18 protein-coding genes and 1 pseudogene are annotated in these 17915 nt (G+C 37.7%); 8 read left to right on the top strand and 11 right to left on the bottom strand.

What is annotated here, in order from left to right; genetic code table 11:
- Window positions 1-180: 180 nt before the first annotated feature.
- Window positions 181-786, bottom strand: a complete 606-nt coding sequence (cysC, locus tag ACNQFZ_RS13260; RefSeq protein WP_458411816.1) for an adenylyl-sulfate kinase — start codon at window positions 784-786, stop codon at window positions 181-183.
- 42 nt (window positions 787-828) lie between these two features.
- Entirely contained in the window at window positions 829-2016 is a 1188-nt protein-coding gene (gene sat / locus ACNQFZ_RS13255) for a sulfate adenylyltransferase (protein WP_458415386.1), read from the bottom strand.
- A 357-nt stretch (window positions 2017-2373) separates the two neighbouring features.
- Between sat and ACNQFZ_RS13250 the strand changes: the two genes are divergently transcribed.
- From ACNQFZ_RS13250 to ACNQFZ_RS13235, 4 genes are all read left to right on the top strand, one after another.
- Entirely contained in the window at window positions 2374-2721 is a 348-nt protein-coding gene (locus ACNQFZ_RS13250) for a DnaA N-terminal domain-containing protein (protein ID WP_458411815.1), read from the top strand.
- 194 nt (window positions 2722-2915) lie between these two features.
- A complete protein-coding gene (secA2, locus tag ACNQFZ_RS13245; protein ID WP_458411814.1) occupies window positions 2916-5348 on the top strand; it encodes an accessory Sec system translocase SecA2 in 2433 nt (810 codons plus the stop codon).
- 771 nt (window positions 5349-6119) lie between these two features.
- Window positions 6120-7046 (top strand): accessory Sec system S-layer assembly protein, encoded by a 927-nt coding sequence (locus ACNQFZ_RS13240; protein ID WP_458411813.1) that lies wholly within the window; start codon window positions 6120-6122, stop codon window positions 7044-7046.
- Window positions 7047-7176: 130 nt separating this feature from the next.
- Window positions 7177-8910 carry a DUF4127 family protein gene (locus ACNQFZ_RS13235; RefSeq protein ID WP_458411812.1) on the top strand — a complete coding sequence of 578 codons (1734 nt, stop codon included), beginning with the start codon at window positions 7177-7179 and terminating at the stop codon, window positions 8908-8910.
- 243 nt (window positions 8911-9153) lie between these two features.
- On the opposite strand, the gene ACNQFZ_RS13230 is transcribed toward ACNQFZ_RS13235, so the two are convergent.
- From ACNQFZ_RS13230 to ACNQFZ_RS13220, 3 genes and pseudogenes are all read right to left on the bottom strand, one after another.
- Window positions 9154-9357, bottom strand: a complete 204-nt coding sequence (locus tag ACNQFZ_RS13230) for a hypothetical protein (RefSeq protein WP_458411811.1) — start codon at window positions 9355-9357, stop codon at window positions 9154-9156.
- Window positions 9358-9380: 23 nt separating this feature from the next.
- Window positions 9381-9781: pseudogene (gene merR / locus ACNQFZ_RS13225) on the bottom strand (Hg(II)-responsive transcriptional regulator).
- Window positions 9782-10048: 267 nt separating this feature from the next.
- Window positions 10049-10207 (bottom strand): hypothetical protein, encoded by a 159-nt coding sequence (locus ACNQFZ_RS13220; RefSeq protein ID WP_458411810.1) that lies wholly within the window; start codon window positions 10205-10207, stop codon window positions 10049-10051.
- A gap of 282 nt (window positions 10208-10489) precedes the next feature.
- Here ACNQFZ_RS13220 and ACNQFZ_RS13215 point away from each other — a divergent pair, with 282 nt between their 5' ends.
- Together ACNQFZ_RS13215 and ACNQFZ_RS13210 are read left to right on the top strand one after the other, a co-directional pair.
- Window positions 10490-11086 carry a DeoR family transcriptional regulator gene (locus ACNQFZ_RS13215; RefSeq protein ID WP_458411809.1) on the top strand — a complete coding sequence of 199 codons (597 nt, stop codon included), beginning with the start codon at window positions 10490-10492 and terminating at the stop codon, window positions 11084-11086.
- 16 nt (window positions 11087-11102) lie between these two features.
- Entirely contained in the window at window positions 11103-11963 is an 861-nt protein-coding gene (locus ACNQFZ_RS13210; RefSeq protein WP_458411808.1) for a cupredoxin domain-containing protein, read from the top strand.
- A 602-nt stretch (window positions 11964-12565) separates the two neighbouring features.
- On the opposite strand, the gene ACNQFZ_RS13205 is transcribed toward ACNQFZ_RS13210, so the two are convergent.
- The 4 genes from ACNQFZ_RS13205 to ACNQFZ_RS13190 form a co-directional block, all read right to left on the bottom strand.
- Window positions 12566-12781: a hypothetical protein gene (locus ACNQFZ_RS13205; protein WP_458411807.1), complete on the bottom strand. Its 216-nt coding sequence runs from the start codon at window positions 12779-12781 to the stop codon at window positions 12566-12568.
- Window positions 12782-12794: 13 nt separating this feature from the next.
- Window positions 12795-13022 (bottom strand): DinB family protein, encoded by a 228-nt coding sequence (locus ACNQFZ_RS13200; RefSeq protein ID WP_458411806.1) that lies wholly within the window; start codon window positions 13020-13022, stop codon window positions 12795-12797.
- Window positions 12968-13303: a DinB family protein gene (locus ACNQFZ_RS13195; protein WP_458411805.1), complete on the bottom strand. Its 336-nt coding sequence runs from the start codon at window positions 13301-13303 to the stop codon at window positions 12968-12970. Before ACNQFZ_RS13195 ends, ACNQFZ_RS13200 begins: the two co-directional genes overlap by 55 nt.
- A 228-nt stretch (window positions 13304-13531) precedes the next feature.
- Window positions 13532-14266: a hypothetical protein gene (locus tag ACNQFZ_RS13190; RefSeq protein WP_458411804.1), complete on the bottom strand. Its 735-nt coding sequence runs from the start codon at window positions 14264-14266 to the stop codon at window positions 13532-13534.
- An 87-nt stretch (window positions 14267-14353) separates the two neighbouring features.
- Between ACNQFZ_RS13190 and ACNQFZ_RS13185 the strand changes: the two genes are divergently transcribed.
- Window positions 14354-15474 (top strand): IS3 family transposase gene (locus ACNQFZ_RS13185; protein ID WP_458411803.1). Its coding sequence is split into 2 segments (ribosomal slippage): window positions 14354-14603 and window positions 14603-15474, totalling 1122 coding nucleotides; the frame shifts between segments, so codons are not numbered across the junction.
- A gap of 291 nt (window positions 15475-15765) precedes the next feature.
- Here the strand turns inward: ACNQFZ_RS13185 and ACNQFZ_RS13180 are convergent.
- A complete protein-coding gene (locus tag ACNQFZ_RS13180; RefSeq protein WP_458411802.1) occupies window positions 15766-16167 on the bottom strand; it encodes a hypothetical protein in 402 nt (133 codons plus the stop codon).
- 214 nt (window positions 16168-16381) lie between these two features.
- Window positions 16382-16885, bottom strand: a complete 504-nt coding sequence (locus tag ACNQFZ_RS13175) for a hypothetical protein (RefSeq protein ID WP_458411801.1) — start codon at window positions 16883-16885, stop codon at window positions 16382-16384.
- 327 nt (window positions 16886-17212) lie between these two features.
- Between ACNQFZ_RS13175 and ACNQFZ_RS13170 the strand changes: the two genes are divergently transcribed.
- Window positions 17213-17821, top strand: a complete 609-nt coding sequence (locus ACNQFZ_RS13170; protein ID WP_458411800.1) for a hypothetical protein — start codon at window positions 17213-17215, stop codon at window positions 17819-17821.
- Window positions 17822-17915: the final 94 nt, after the last annotated feature.

The raw sequence follows: 17915 nt of genomic DNA, 5'->3' as shown, positions 1-17915 counted from the left end.
TTACCATTAAAAGCTAAAAAACTCTGTAAAAACCTGTCTAGAATCATATTATATTTTTGTGAATTAATAATGAAGATTTTAGCACTAAATCCCAAAAGATAGGTTCATTTTTACTAAAAAATTTTGTTTTAAAATAGCAGATTGAGATAATTACTCAACCTGCTATTTTTTACAAAAAAATTAATCTTCAATATACCCTTTTTCCTGCAAATAACTCAAAACCCTTTCCACCGATTCTCTCAGAGATTCTTGGTCCGTTTCCACGATCAGCTCTGGATTTTGCGGTGGCTCATATGGGGCATCTATTCCAGTAAAGCCTTTAATTTCACCATTTCTAGCTTTCTTGTATAATCCCTTTGGATCGCGCCTTTCACATTCAGCCAATGCACATTTCACATAGATTTCGACGAATTCTCCATCCTCGACCATCGCCCGCACCATGTCACGATCCATCCGGTATGGTGAAATGAAGGCTGTCAGCGTCAACACCCCAGCATCAACGAACAACTTTGACACTTCACCAATGCGGCGAATGTTTTCCGTCCGGTCCTCCGGCGTAAATCCTAGATTTCGATTCAAACCATGCCGTATATTGTCACCATCCAAAACATAAGTCCGAATTCCGCGTTTGTGCAATTCCTTCTCCACAGCGACAGACAACGACGATTTACCGGCCCCTGAAAAACCCGTAAACCAAAGAATCGCACTTTTATGTCCATTTAAGCGATGGCGATCATGTTTCCTAACCTGCGCTCTATGCCAAACAATATTTTCAGATTTCACCACACCCACCTCCTCACTAAACCCTCCACCATATGGGTTACCCTTTTATTCACCCTTCTGACGCATACCCCGAATTAAAATTTCCGCAACCTCCGGGCGGGAGAATTCTGCCGGTGGCTTTTCACCCGTACGCAGCATTTCCCTAACCTTCGTGCCACTTAGATGAACATGGTCTTCCTTCCCATGTGGACATGTTTTCGAAGTCCCCATATTGCCGCACTTTTTACAGAAAAAGCTATGTTCAAATTTTAAAATTTCAATGCCGATTTCTTCCCTTGTAAACTGGGAAAAAATCTGCTGGGCATCATATGTGCCATAATAATCGCCAACACCTGCATGGTCACGGCCCACGATAAAATGGGTGCAGCCATAATTTTTACGAACCAATGCGTGTAAAATTGCTTCCCGCGGACCTGCATAGCGCATCGCCGCCGGATAGATGACCAGCTTCGTGCGATTTTTCGGATAATATTTTTCCAAAATAACTTGATAGCTTTCCATGCGAATCTCAGCTGAGATGTCATCACTTTTCGTTTCACCAACAAGCGGATTCAACAGCAAGCCGTCTACAATTTCTAATGCGCTTTTTTGAATATATTCATGGGCACGATGGACCGGGTTTCTTGTCTGAAAACCAACGATCGTCCTCCAGCCTAAATCATGAAAAAGCTGACGCGTTTCTCGCGGATCCTTATAAAATTGCTCAAACGGCTTATGTGTTGGCCGGTTTACCAAGATGATCGGCCCTGCTAAATAAACTCCACCTTTTTCATACAGTTTCTTCACCCCAGGGTGTGCCTCGTCAGTCGTCCCATACACACACTTTGCTTCCAACTTTTTATCGTAAAAAAACTTTTCCTTTAGTTGTAAAACCCCATAAATAACGCCATCGGCCCCTTTTAACGCTATATTGGACCCGGTGTCCAAACAAGCAGCCTCCTCTTCGGAAACCGGCAGCGTAATTGGGATGCTCCAAACAAGCCCATTCGCGAGCCGCATCTTTTCCAACACACTTTCATAATCTCGCTTGCCAAGGAAGCCAGTCAGCGGACTGAAACCGCCAATCGCAATTAATTCCAAATCAGAGATGCTCCAATCGGATATTGTAATGGATGGCATTTTCCGAGTACTTGCCAAAAGAGCATCTCTACCTTCACCCGTTGCAACTCTATTGATTAATTCACCGCCATGAGGTGCAATCGACCAGTATAACGACGTCTTTTCTATAATCATCATAAACCCCCAGCTTTCTTAATTAAAAAGACACGACTTGCCGCTCACAATGACGAAAATCGATGTCTTTTCTCAACAACACCCTGCATGCTTTTCCTACACATAAACGCAGAGCAAAATGAACCTTAAAGGATACTAATAAACTATGAAAAATAGGCGAATATGGACCTTGTCAGCCTAAAATTCTTTCATAAAAGCTCGCCAAGAAATTTATTTACCTCAATTTTCCATTGGTAATCAAGTACAGAAGGAAAAGTAGAATTAACGTTCTCTTAATGAATGAAGATTCAACTGCTATAATGGAAAAGTCTTTGTCGAAAATATGCTAAAACATATTATCAAAGAAAGGGGCTCATTATGGAGTATTCTAGGGCAAAACGGACGGTCATCCACTTCCCACAACCATCCTCAGAGGACCAGACAAATAAAGATCTACAATATATATGGACACAGGTCCTACATCATCTTGAAAAAAATCTTTCGAGGCCCAGTTTCGAAACTTGGCTTAAACACACAGTATTAATCGATGCAGATGAGTGGAAACGCGAGGTTATCGTTGCCGCACCAAATGAATTCGCTCGAGACTGGCTAGAGTCAAGATACACAAAGCTAATTAAAGAAGCATTATATTATGTAACAAACCATTTTTACCGGGTCACCTTCGTTGAGAGAAAAGAAATGCAGCACCTCTCCCCCTCCACTTAACAAAAAACGACAAAAATAAAGTTTTTCTTTCTGTTCTTTGTTATACTATAGGGTAGGTTTTCCACCTTAGATAAATAATGGCGAACTGTGACGCCCTTTATTAATGTGAAAGCCACTTTATTTTATAATAAATTCAGGCAGCTTTTGCCATAATGAATATATACAAGGCTTTTAATGTAAAAGGAGAGAACGGCATGCTGAATGCAATAAAAAAAATCATCGGTGATGAACAACGAAAGCTGAAAAAGTACCACAAAATTGTTGAGGAAATCAACAGTTTAGAGCCTGAAATTGAGAAGCTAACGGATGAGGAGTTAAGAGATAAAACAGCCTATTTTAAAGAAGAATTGGCGAATGGGAAGACTATTTTTGATATTCAGGCAGAGGCCTTTGCGGTGGTTCGTGAAGCATCCAAACGTGTGCTCGGCATGCGCCATTTCGATGTCCAGTTGATTGGCGGACTTGTTCTAACCGAGGGCAACATTGCGGAAATGAGAACTGGTGAAGGAAAAACATTGGTTGCTTCTTCGGCTAGTTATTTACGGGCATTAGAAGGAAAAGGCGTACATGTTATCACGGTTAATGATTATTTAGCACAGCGCGACCGTAATTTGATTGGAAAAATTCATGAGTTTCTTGGATTAAAAGTTGGCCTCAACATACCAATGATGGAGCCTGAGGACAAGAAGGCTGCCTATAATGCAGATATTACATATGGTATTGGTACCGAATTTGGCTTCGACTATTTACGTGATAATATGGTTACGGATGTAAATCAGCGTGTGCAAAGACCTTATCACTATGCGATTATTGACGAAATCGATAGCGTCCTCATTGACGAGGCAAAAACACCGCTTATTATTGCTGGTAAAGCAGAGGCTGCCGCAAATCTTCATTATATATGTGCACGGCTGGCCAAGCGCTTTGAACGCGATGTTGAATATAATTTTGATCCTGAAACAAAGGCAACAAGCTTAACGGATGAAGGAGTTACGAAGGTTGAACGTGCTTTTGGAGTCGACAATCTTTATGACTTGGAGCACTCAACATTATTTCACTATATGATTCAAGCCTTACGCGCCCATGTGATGTTCCAAAGGGACATTGACTATATTGTCCAAGATGGAAAAATCATGCTAGTTGATGCGTTTACCGGTCGGATTATGGAAGGCCGTTCGCTAAGTGATGGCCTGCATCAGGCGATTGAGGCAAAAGAAGGTCTTGAAATTACGGAGGAAAATAAATCCCAAGCATCAATCACGATTCAGAACTATTTCCGGATGTACCCACTCCTTTCCGGAATGACTGGTACAGCTAAAACAGAGGAAAAAGAATTCAACAATACATACAACATGGAAGTTATTCCGATTCCTACGAATCGACCTGTTGTCCGTGTGGATATGGAAGAGCGTGTGTACGCCACACAGCACGATAAATATGTAGCCTTGGCGAAGGAAATTAAAGACCGTCATGAAAAGGGACAGCCGATTCTAATTGGAACAACATCGATTATTCAATCTGAAAAACTTGGCGATTACCTACACAAAGAAAACCTGCCTTGTGATATTTTAAATGCGAAAACAGTCGAACAAGAAGCACGCCTCATTTCCTTGGCAGGTCAAAAAGGTCATATTACCATTGCTACCAATATGGCTGGCCGTGGTACAGACATCCTTCTTGGTGAGGGTGTTGCAGAACTGGGCGGGTTACACATTCTTGGTACAGAAAAGCATGAAAGCCGCCGCATTGATAACCAGCTGCGCGGTCGTGCTGGACGGCAGGGTGACCCAGGCTCATCACAATTTTTCATCTCGATTGAAGATGAGTTGTTCCGCCGCTTCGCCCACGAGCAGATTGAAAAATTGCAAGGAAAACTGCAAACAGATGAAACTGGGCTTATTTTAAATAAAAACATCCATGACCTTGTGGAACGAACACAACATGTCTGTGAAGGCAGCAACTATGGCATTCGCGATTATAACTTAAAGCTCGATGATGTTGTGAATGATCAGCGTAAAGCCATTTACCACCTGCGCGACCAAATTCTTGAGCATGAAGATGTGTTGTCACTTTGTCTGGAAATGATTCCAAGATATTGCCACTTCCAAGTGGATAAATATTGTGAAAAAGCAATGCTACCTGAAGAGTGGCCGCTCGATAAGCTCGTTCATGAAATAAATCAAATCATTGTACAACCAAAGGTTCAGCTTCCTGCTGAAGTTGATGCAGTGGATGAAGTCCATGCAGCTGTAGCTGAAGCAGTGGAACAGTATTTAGAGAAACTGGAAAAATTAAAAGACAACGAGAACCTGCAACAAGTATTACGCCGCATCATGGTTGCCATTGTCGATAAGCATTGGGTGAACCATTTAGAAAGTATGACACGTTTAAAAGAAGGGATCGGGCTGCGCCAATATCAGCAGGAAGATCCGCTTCGTCTCTATCAAAATGATGGCCTTGACGTGTTCAATTACACCTACTCGTTAATTGACCATGATTCCATTGCCCAACTTGCACGGATTGCCGCACCATTGCTGGAAAAGCTTGAGGAAGAAGAGGCCGCGGAAAAACAAGAAGAGGCTGAGGATTCAAGAGAAGCTGAGGTACAAGAAGCCAGCGAGGAATAAAAGGATTGCTATTTTCTGTTTTTGTTGAAGGCGTCAGGATGGTACTTTGATTCGGACAGGTTAAGTGAGAAATTGGCTTTCTCTGTCCGAATACCGGCTTGTTTCGGACTGCACAGGCGGAAATTAGGACTTTGCTGTCCGAATACCGGCTTCTTGCGGACTGCACAGGCGGAAATTAGGACTTTGTTGTCCGTATAACGGCTTCTTGCGGACTACACAGGCGGAAATTCGGCTTTCGTTGTCCGTATGACGGCTTCTTGCGGACTGCACAGGCGGAAATTCGGCTTTCGTTGTCCGTATGACGGCTTCTTGCGGACTGCACAGGCGGAAATTAGGACTTTGTTGTCCGTATAACGGCTTCTTGCGGACTGCACTAGTAGAAAATTGACTTTTGCTGTCCGTATGACGGCTTCTTGCGGACTGCACAGGCGGAAATTAGGCTTTCGTTGTCCGTATGACGGCTTCTTGCGGACTGCACAGGCGGAAATTAGGACTTTGTTGTCCGTTTAACGGCTTCTTGCGGACTACACAGGCGGAAATTCGGCTTTCGTTGTCCGTATGACGGCTTCTTGCGGACTGCACAGGCGGAAATTAGGCTTTCGTTGTCCGAATACCGGCTTCTTGCGGACTACACTAGTAGCAAATTGACTTTTGCTGTCCGCATAACTGCTTCTGTCGGACAACCTAAGCAAGAATTCGGCTATTACTGTCCGAATGCCACCTTCATTCGGACAGCTTTTACTCCAAAACTGGAACGGGAGGACTTATACTATGTTGTCTTTTTTTAAAAGAAAAAAAAATAACGATGAAGAAATAAAAGCTACTGGCAGCGAGAATGCTGTTTCAGCCAAGGATTTGTTGAATTTGGATAGCACTGGGGAGGCTACAAACTTGGAGGAAGAAGTATACACAGAGCTTTCGCTTCACCCGGAATGGAATATTCCGCAGGAGCAGGAGTATGTTTTTCGTTTCTTAAACAATGAGCTTCCACCGCTTAAGCCTGATGAGGTTTCGCTTAGTGGCATCGAGATTGAGAAAAGGAATAAGGAGATTGTCTGTACGGTGTTTGTCCGCAGCAGTATTAATCAAGCAATCGAGATCGGGACGACGACCTTACTGTTGGTTGGTGAGAATGACATATACGGTCGCAAGGAGTTTGATTTAACACAGGTTGGGCATCTTCCTGCACGTAGCAGCCGCCCGTTCCAATTTGTTTTCGAGCAAAAGGATCTTTATAGGCCGATTGCCGATATTGATACGGAGGTTTGGGGGCTGGCATTCCAATTGCAAAGCGAGACGCAAAATCATACATTGGAGTTTGCAGAAAGCTGGGAAAAAACGCTAGCTGATGAAGATAAAGAAAAGCTACGTAATATGCTCGAGTCCGTTGCACCGCCGAAACCAGGGGAAGTTCAATTGGTCGGCATCCAAGCGAAGTTTTTAGATAATGGAAAATTGCAAGTATCAATTTTAATCCAAAACGGTTCATTGAATAATATAGTCTTACAACAGTTGCCGTTGGTTGTTGAGGACGCAAGCGGCGAAATCGTCGCACAAGGCGGCTTCATGTTGGACGACCTTGAAATCAAAGCAAACACAAGCAAGCCATGGAACTTTGTCTTCCCTGCTTCACTTTTAACAAAGGATCCAAGTGAAATCGATTTATCAGAATGGAAAGCATACCCGCCACAGCAGTAAGGATTGCCTGGCGGGTCAACTGCAGCTCTGGGCCAGGCTCTTCTGCAGGAGTGTCTGCGGCTACTGCTGGATACCTCCTGCTGTTCAACGCCTGGCCTTTCTCTGCTACTAATAAAATAAGGATGATTTAATGCAAATTTATAGATTTTGTAAATTTACCAGAATAGTAAATTTAATAATTTTTAGTTTGATAATGTCATTGGTTGTTCCTTTTCAAACATCATTTGCTGAAGCCAACGAAAACTCGAACTACCCGGAGCCAACACCAACCAGCAAGCAACCGCGCCTGCTCGTAGTCCCGTTAGATGATCGCCCGGCTAATACATATTATCCGAAAAAAATCGGCCAGGCTGGCGGTGTTGACATCGTTCTCCCACCGCAGACACTGATTCACCATCAAACATCTACCAACACGCTTGACCAGCTTTCCAACTGGATTTTGGAAAATAGCGCGGATGCAGATGGCTTCATCATCTCTGCAGATATGCTTACGGATGGCGGTTTGGTCGAATCCAGGACAAACAAACAAACGGTTGATACAGCCCTTCAGCATCTTGAAATCATCAAAACACTGAAGGAAAAATATCCAACCAAGCCTCTATATGTATATGACACTATTCAGCGTTTGGCACCTACCGTCTTGCAAGATGGGAATCTAGAAAAATACAATCTGATTCGCGAATGGGCGATTACGGTTGATGAAGTAAAAAACTTTAATAAAACTAGCCTAGCTCCAAGGCTCAAGCAACTTGAGGCGAAAATTGGCAGCAACCTTATCAATGAATATATGCAAATCCGTAATCGTAACAACATGATTAACGACACTTTACTAGATTGGACAAAGGAAGGCTTCATTGACTACCTTATTCTTGGACAGGACGATTCCAATAAAACCGGTCTCCATCGTGAGGAACAAACAAGCCTGATACAAAAAATCAATACATCCAGTCTGCAACAGAAAGTGAATATATTTGATGGTGCCGATGAACTTGATGTTATTCTACTATCTCGTTTTCTAGCCACACAAAAGCACTATCAAACTAGCTTTAAAATTCATTATCTTGGTGTCAATGGTGCCAATTGGACATCACCTTTTGACTATTACCCGCTGCAAACAAATATTGAAAGACATATCATTGCGGCTGGCGGCACGGTAGCTCTACCTTTTCAACAAGCTGATATTGAGCTTTATGTGAATACACCTGATTCTTCTAAAAAAAATAGTAAGATACAGCAGGCCATTGCTGCTATCAATAACCAAATTCAAAACGGCAAACATGTCGTTATTGTCGACGTTGAAAAAATAAATCAAGCCAACGCTCAGTTTGGCGATGCCATTATTAATACTATCGGTATAACTAATCTATTATCATACAGTGCCTTTAACACAGCTGGAAATGCAATTGGCGTTGCAGTCGGACACGCAAATGCAAGATTCCTATATGTAGAGAAAGGTCCCGAAACTCCGGAATTGGACGAAACGGCGGCCAAAGGCCATATCGAATTTTTGCTAAGCTCCATCGCAGCCGACCACTTATATCGAAGCAAGGTAGAGCCTAAACTTGAGTGGTATATTCGCTACATCGGCAGCAATGCCTGGGACATCGGACCAAACAAAAACTCTGTTTTACGTGTTGCAAACGAGCAATTTAGCAAGGAATTTGTGAAAATTAATCAACAGGCTAAAGGCAAAAACATTATTTTAAGCAAAAAGTCAGGAAATATGAGAACAGCTGAAATGGATCATTTCTCAATTAATAACATTGATTTTCCATGGAATCGCCTCTTTGAAGTTGATTTTGATTTTAATGTGAATTTCACGACGAATGGCGGGAAAGAAATAGTAGAAGCTGTGGAAAACTAACAAATTGATGCATCAAAAAAGCAGGGGATTGCACAGTCCCCTTCTTTCTTTTATTGTATTCTTTTGTAGTGAACAATAGAGTGATATTGCGCACTAACCAGTACAGCTATTTGCCCAGTAATTTTTAAAAGTGTCGGTCATGAAAACCGACATTTTTTTGAACAGGCTTTTTTTACTAATGGGGCTATAGTTGAAGAAGATATATTTATCAGGAGTAACCTACCTCTTTTTAGTTGGCATTTGTCATCCACCTTCTATACAAGTAGCATAGGAACTTTCAACTACATCATTTAATTCAGTAAGTAGATTGTTAAGTACATCAGCATTCTCAATAATGGTTACCAAAGTTTTTTCAGTAAGAGGCACATTAAATTTAGCAAAAACTGGTGCTGTATTTTGCCATATTTCAACTATTGCTTTTGGAGCCATATTAGATTGTATTACCATTTTAAAACCTCCCTCCATAACTGTTATTTTCCTTCAATCATTAATGTTTCAATAATGGGACATTCGTAAAAATTTTATCGTCAGGACAGCATTCTTTTAAATTAAGAATCATTTGCTCTATTCTTTTTAAATCTCTAATTCTCGTTTGTACATCTTCTATTTTATTGACAACAAAGTTAAACATATCATTACATCTTTCACCGTCTTTATCTACAACTCCAAGCAATTTAGAAATTTCAGCTAAAGTAAATCCTAAATCTTGTATCCTTTTAATAAAATTTATACGTTCAACACTTTCTTCTGGAAACATTCTATAACCTGTATTTGTTCGAGAAGGCTCTTTAATTAAACCCACTTTTTCGTAATATCTTATTGTTTCTTTATTAACACCACATTTATCAGCGAGTTCACTAATACGATACATCGACTAATTCACCTCATATAAAGTATAAACCCTGTACTATGGTACAGGGTAAAGGAATTTTTTTATTTTATAGATTTAACCTGCTTCTTCAGTCATAAAAGACCGACATTTCTGACGATCCTCACTGTTGAACTAAAGCCGGATATTCTGCCATTAGCCTATAGCACAAATGAGGATTACTGTGCATCAGCTTATTTTCTTCTTAGTTCTACTACTTTTTCTGCAATTTCAAAATTGATTTCAGCTAATTCTGATTACTCAATATAACTATACCTCTTCATTTTTATTCCAATCTGTCTCTACTTTTTCATAAATGAGAAATTCCATTGCTACAACATCTGACATGACAATATCATAGCCAGCATTTAAAAGTTGAGTAAAAAGTTCAATGACTGGCTTGTATCCCAGATAATGATACACATACAAATAAGTGCCTTTTTACTCAATTTCATTCTCTCTCCATTCTTCCTTATGGCTCTCCATATCAAGTAGTTCTTTTATATCTTCACCTACCGATATTGCGGTACCATCTAATTTTTCAAATTGTTTAATTCTTTCTTGTTTATCTACTTTTTTAGGCTTTACAAAAAATCCTCGTTACTTTCTTCTATTATTATTTGAGCCAATGCTAGTTAACATGAAATAACCATAAATTGTCACAATATCAACATTGAAATTATTGATACTTGGTCCTACAATTGTTATAGATTGATAGAGTTTGTTATAATAAAACATAAGGATGGAGGGTTACTTATTTTACAATCTGAAAGGCAATCCAAAATAAAGGAATTAATAATGGAAAGGCGAAATTTAAAAATCTCTGAAATCAGTGAAATTCTTCAAGTTTCCGAAATGACCGTCCATAGAGACGTAAAGCCTTTAATTGAAGAAGGTATTATTATGAAGACTTTCGGGGGTATAACGTTAGTAAGGGAAGAACCAGGAAAACCAGAAAGAATTAACGAGTGTATACTTTGTAACTGTCAAATTAACCCGCGTTTTGTTTATAAAATAATTTTACCTGAGAACAAAATTGAGGACGCTTGTTGTGCTCATTGTGGGTTGATCCGTCATTTCCAATTGGGCGAACGTGTAATTCAGGCTCTATGCTCTGACTTCCTTACTGGAACAACCGTAAGTTCCGTAATTGCTTGGTATGTGTTTGAATCAACTATTAAAGTTGGATGTTGTAAGCCACAAATTCTCCCATTTGAACACAAAGATTATGCAGATAAATTTGCCAGTTCTTTCGGTGGAAAAGTAATTAATTTCCAAGGTGCGCTAGAAAAAATTTGTAAACGCTAAGTGAGGAGTAAATAACATGCTTTTATATACTAGTCTTGCCATAATTATACTCTTAACAAGTTATGTTATGTATTTTACATTTCAAAGAAGACACAAACTTACCTGTATGACTGGTATGATGATTGCTATGACCAATTCAATGATGTTGAGTATATCATTAGGAGCCATTTTAGGAACTTTTATAGAGAATAAGGACCTTACAATTCCAACGATCACATCGGTTTTGCTGGGAATGGCAATAGGGTATGGTACAGGAAGATCCGTTTCACTTATGGCTGCGTTAGATGGATTAACAGCAGGGATTATGGGCGGTATGATGGGATCTATGTTGGGAGTCATGTTACAGCCTAAATCCGTAGATTTAATGATATACTTTATTGATGTTATTTTTTTACTGGTTATTTTCATACTCCTGCAATTAATTGATGAAGAGTCTAAAGTAGAAAACAAGGAAAAATCAATATCTAGAAAGCCGTTAGTTGCTAATCCTATTTTTTTAATTGTTTTATTAATTTTTATGGGAACTTTGGCCTTTGGAAAAGGTATCCTATTTTCAAATGGTAATGATCGGGTATCAGCAGAACCTAATGAAATAAAATTCACACCTGCAAGTAGTGAAATTCATGAAGTTTTGGTTAAACCTTCAGGATACGCTCCAAATAATATCGTATTAAAAGCAGGAACCCCATCCATTATCAACTTCAAAACAGAAAAATTGAGTTGTACTGGTACCGTACGTTCTGAAGAACTAGGGTTTAATGTTCAATTAAAAGAAAATACAAATAATTATGTTGACATTGAAGCATTAAAACCAGGGACATACCATTATACATGCGGAATGGGAATGTTCGAAAGTACAATAACAGTCACGAACTAAAATTCTGAAGTTAAAAAAGCAACCTTTTGCTAAACCACTTTTTTCAATAAACAAGTAATAACCGTCAGTTCCCTTAGACAATAATGAACCGACGGTTTTTATTTGCATATTTGTTAATTTTACAAGTAAACTATTGGTGCATAATAGCTCGATATTGTGCATTAAGCACAAAGTTTAGTGCACTATAGTGGACTATTGTTTCTATAGTGCTTATTAAAGAAAAATGGCTAAAGTAAAGCTTTTCATGTATAAGATTTAACAAACAGACTAATAGATTATCCTTGTAGAGGCGGGCATGATAGCCTGTTTTGGCTGAGCCAAAATCTTTGATACACCTGGCTTCATGGCTTATAATCATGCCCGCAGAGGCTCCAAGTTAAGTGACAAATTTCCTGTACTTACTTCCAGTAGAGTGTTCGACCATATTTGAAAATAACTTCAAAATGATTTATTCACTTAATAAAGCACTACACGACATTCACTAAAAAACTAGATTCCTTATTTCATCCCAATTGGTCACATTCTATTTGGATGAAAATAAATAGAATAATCCAGTACTATTATTATGTCGATGAGCGTAATAAACTATGCTTATAATCAGTCTAAATGTTCTCTTCATCTATAAGTTTAGTAAACTTATCGTGATCTATTTCTTTAGCTATTTCCGCCAATTTCCCATTGAATAACCACCTTATTGGTACTTTTAGTAGTATCTTTATTAACATTTCTTCTTTTAACCTGCCCCAATGGTTAAAGAAGCGATAGCCAGTTCTGCTACCGCCCCATTTAGCATAATAAAATCTTAATTTTTCATTCAACCCTCTTCTAATATCAATTATTTAAAGCTTGTTTAATTTGTGCAAGATGGTGATTACCATGCCATGCGTAAAGTGCAATACTTTGTTCAATTCGCATTTTAATCCCATCTGGGTACTGATATGTACGCTGTAATTGATTAGTTGTTAGATTTCTAAGTAAATATGTCCAACGTTCATGTAGATTTTCTAATAGCTGTAATGAAACTTTAATAGACAAATTAAATCTATTAACTTTGCCCATTCACCTTCCTCATATGTTTTAACAACTGGGTTTTCTTCTGTTAAAGCTAATTTCATTCGCATATAACCATTTAAATGGCTATCTACTACATGGTGAATAAGTTCACGTACGTTCCAACTATTTTCTCTATAAGTTTTAGTTAAATCCATCTCATCAAGGGATATGGTTAAGTTATTTAAGCGAGTAGGAAGTGTACTTATTTCTTTAATCCACATTTTAATATTTTTTTCTTGTATTTTATCAGGACAATTGAATTGCCCGATTGGATATCTAGGATCCATATAATTTTCCCAACCTCCCCTAATAATTCATATTCCTTAATTACTCTTTACTTATTAATTTTTAAAAAAATATTTATGCTTTGTTCAACAAAATTGCCTTTTAATGGAACAAGGGGGCTCTTCCTTATTCAGGATTGGCATCCCGTTTGTTTAAGTTCATTTTTTACATAGAGATTCCTAATTCCAACTTTCAATAATTTTGATGTGTTTATCATAACCGGAAACAGGTTAGACTTCCATAAACCACCACTTACAATCAATAACTAAACTAAAATAATATATACCATTGGCAATATGACGATATGTAATGACATCATGAAATTGCGATTTCAATACTATATCTGTGGAAGGGTCCTTACCATTTCTACATATAGCAATTCCAGCAGATGAATGTAGACGAATATCACCAAAATGGATCACATCCTTATCAACAATATCATAAAAAGAAATGCCAGCGACACGGCTCAATTTTTTCATCCTTCTAATAACTCCATTTGAAAAGTGAGTTCCAAGTCTTTCTAAATCATTTTTACTAGGCGGAGAATTTAATCTATCTTCAACTGATATATAACCTTTATCATATGCCTGAAAAATTGCCCCTGATATGGCAAAGTAGTCCTCTTTATATAGTTTAAATTCTTCCACTTCAGATAAAGAAGGTACCCCAGGCAAAGCAAAAATTAAAATGGTCATTGTAAAGCAAAGCCCTATCGCAATAGTCAATCTCTTTCCCTTTTTAGTATCTATCAAAATAATAAACCAAGCTGCTGAAATTGTAAGCAAAACCATTGCAGGTATAGGTAGAATATTTGGCACTAAAGTATCTACATAAAGTTTATCGTCCAAAATCAAGAAATTACCCAATAATAACATTAATAATGATGCAATAATTTTCTTCCTATTTTCTTTCTCACAAATCATTATAACGGCTAGTTCAAGTAGGATTATTAAGATTAGTGCCATTAAATGTGGATCGGCTACACTTAGTTAGACAGAAATTTTAAGGTCGAGTAGAATTAACTATACTAATCAGTTATGAGGAGAATCTACATGACAAAAAAAGTACGTCGAACGTTTACCGAAGAATTTAAGGAACAGATCGTGCAGCTATATCAGAATGGAAAGCCTCGCAAAGACATTATTCGCGAATATGAATTAACCCCTTCTTCACTAGATAAGTGGATTAATCAAAGTAAGTCCTCCGGTTCCTTCAAAGAAAAGGATAACCTCAGCCCCGAACAGAAAGAGCTGCAGGAACTTAGGAAACGTAATAAGCAATTAGAGATGGAGAATGATATTTTAAAGCAAGCCGCGCTGATACTAGGACGAAAGTAAATGTGATTAAGAACAACCAGCACAAATACTCGATATCAGCAATGTGCAAGGTCCTACAACTCCCAAGAAGTACGTATTATTATGAAGCAAAAGAACGAAAGAATGAAGATGATATAACTTCAGACATCGTTGAAATTTTCCATCAAAGCCGCCAAAATTATGGTGCCAGAAAGATAAAGCACGAGCTAAAGAAACGAGGGAAATTGGTTTCCCGTCGTCGTATCGGCAGGATTATGAACGAACAAGGGCTTGTTTCAGCTTCTACCGTGGCTCAATTCAAACCACATAAGAATAAGCCAAATGAAAGTGAACAAGCAAATGAGTTAAATCGTGAATTTACTCAAGAGGATGAGTTGACCGTCGTGGTCAGTGACCTAACCTATGTAAGAGTCCATAAAAAATGGAATTACATATGTGTATTTGTTGATCTCTATAATCGGGAAATCGTTGGATTTAGCACAGGTGAGAACAAAGATGCTTTACTAGTTTATCGTGCTCTATCGTCAATTAAAGGGAATTTGCATATGATTCAAATGTTCCATACTGACAGAGGAAGCGAGTTTAAGAACCATATCATTGATGAAGCACTAGAAACGTTTAAAATCAAGCGATCTCTAAGTTTGAAAGGCTGTCCGTATGATAACGCGGTAGCTGAAGCAACATTCAAAATCATTAAGACAGAGTTCGTAAAGAAACGTCATTTTGATAGCTTAGAAGAGTTACACAGAGAGTTTACAGACTATGTGCACTGGTTTAACCACCTACGCATCCATGGTACTTTAGATTATCTAAGTCCAGTGGAATACAAACTTACGCACCTTAAGAAAACTGTCTAGTTTAGTGTTGACAATCCAGTTTGTTGAGTGAGAAACATGACCTTTAGACTATTTTCAAATTGTATTTTTTAAGGTGAAGATTGAAGGAATTCATCTATTAATTCCATAATAAAAGCATAAACAATAATGCTGATAGGTGATAAATGTACAACTAAAGAAAAGATTCTTTTTGCTAAGTTTTCTTTGCTGAACATAACATAGAAATGATGCTCAATGGAATCCCAAATATGGAAATGTAAAAAGTAAGTAGTGCAAACATTTTTATGATAGATTCAGAGTTATCATTTAATGTTATGGTCTATATCCCAAACTCATACTAAAGAAAAAAGCATAGACAAAAAGCACTGCCACCCCAACTACGAAGAAAAGAAACATAAGAAATTTTCCTTTAAGGTCTTTCTCTCTTATAAACCAAGATAAGCATAAGATTAGAAATATTACTGCTATTGGCACTAAATACAAAAACATTCCTATATCAGCCCAATTTGAATTCTTTTCCCAATAAATATCAGGTATAGTGGAACCTTTATGATAAAGGTCGTAGATTCTTTTTCTCTCCAAGATAAAAACTACCGATAATACAAAGAAGTATCCAAAACCTATATATTTAGCTACCTTAGAAAATACTTCTGAACGATTTAGCATAGTGGTTAGAACTAAAAATAATGGTATCAATACAATATAGTCACTCATTTCTTATCACATCTTTTCTTTTTAAATCGACTAAGACATCCTTACATTAACTTTACCATATATATCCAATTATTTTATAGATTCTAATGAACTTTTCTGACTGTAAATTAAAAAAGACCGCCATTTCTGACGATCACCACTGTTGAACAAACCTGCCCAATAGCACAGGAAGCGATTGCCTTGTTCTGCAATCGCCACCCCTTAGTTTATTAATCTACTTATTCTTATTATGCAGTTCAAATGATTCTTCAAATTCATCCCATTTTACATTTACTTGTATAACTTCATCTTCATTTACTTTTGCCCCACCGCCTGAACTTCCCTTAGAAGTAAATATTAATTCTTTAGGAGGTTCAGTGAATTCCTCTGTTGATTTCCCACTGCTATGAATTGTTTCATAAGAATATTCAAGTTTTTTCATAGAAGATAATTCTTTTAAAGCTCCTTTGTATTTTAATACAAATTCATAGTTGTCTTCGTTAGAGTAAGTTAGTGTTCCATTATTATGTCCCCATGTTTCGGTTCCTTTATAAATATATTTAGCTTCCCAATGTTCACTTTCTCCAATAAATTTATAATTGTTGTTAATTACTTCATCTTTATTAATCACTTCTTCAGGTATGTCATTTTTAGATTCCATACAAGCCGTTAAACCCGTCAAAATTAATATTGTAAATAATAGCATGAGTATTTTTTTTATTTTACTTCCCCCTCGCATAATACAATTTTACCACAATAATACAATTTGATTTCTTCAACAATCCTGCCCTATAGTTTAAGTGTACCTTTTCACATACTTTAAGTTCATCTTACCAAAACATGCGGCTGTTTTGGAACTTAATTTCCAATTCAAAGAGTTTTGTTTAGTGAGCAATAGCTTCCAATTGTGTATTATTCTTTATTCCTCGCAATACAAATCCCATCCTAAAACTAAGCAGGTATGTCAATCCCTTTAAAATTGTGCTATAATAAATGTAGAACATCAATTGAAAATGCAAGCTGCTTTTTAGTAAGAATGTATTTAGATTGAAGTCTAAGAAAGGTCGTGTTTACCTTCATATTTACTTATCTAGGGAAGGGCTACGTTGGTCAGCTGTTAGAATTAGATAAGAAGGTGTATAACTCTAATTACCAGGTTAAGGAAGAAACAACTTTACATCGTTTGGACGTAAATCCACTAACGGATTTAACCATTGTCCATCATTCCGATTTGATTGGTTATTTAACGGTTTGTCCGGTTGACGATGATACTTACAAAGGAATTATCGATCATGCCGTAACAGAGGAAGAAATAGAACAACATACTTTGCCTTATGACAAAATGGGGTTCTATAATCTATATTTGTCCTCCGTTGTAATAGACAAGGAAAAATATCCATATTATCCTGGTAAGTATTTATTCTCTTTTTTAGAAAAACATTTGCACAAATTGAGAAAGCGCGGTTTTTTTGTCAACAAGATATTGGCTTTTGCTGTTTCAACAGCCGGCAGAAAAACGTTGATAAAATTTGGATTCAAAGAAATAAAAGATAATGTCTTTGAGTATTCTTGTTTGGAGCAAGGTATCCTTTTTATCAAAAGGAAACTTATATTGCCAAAAATCATTTCATCTATAAATGAACAATTATTCATTTTTAAAAGAGGTTTTGTTTAGCGTCGTAAACCAAGCAATGCTAATTAATGAATGGTACTGGGATACCGACACATAGCGTTGTAGATTACTTCTTAATAAAAATTAAATCCATCAC

It is taken from the genome of Schinkia acidoalkalinis (assembly GCF_054301215.1).
This window is presented reverse-complemented; position numbering and strand designations above follow the sequence as displayed.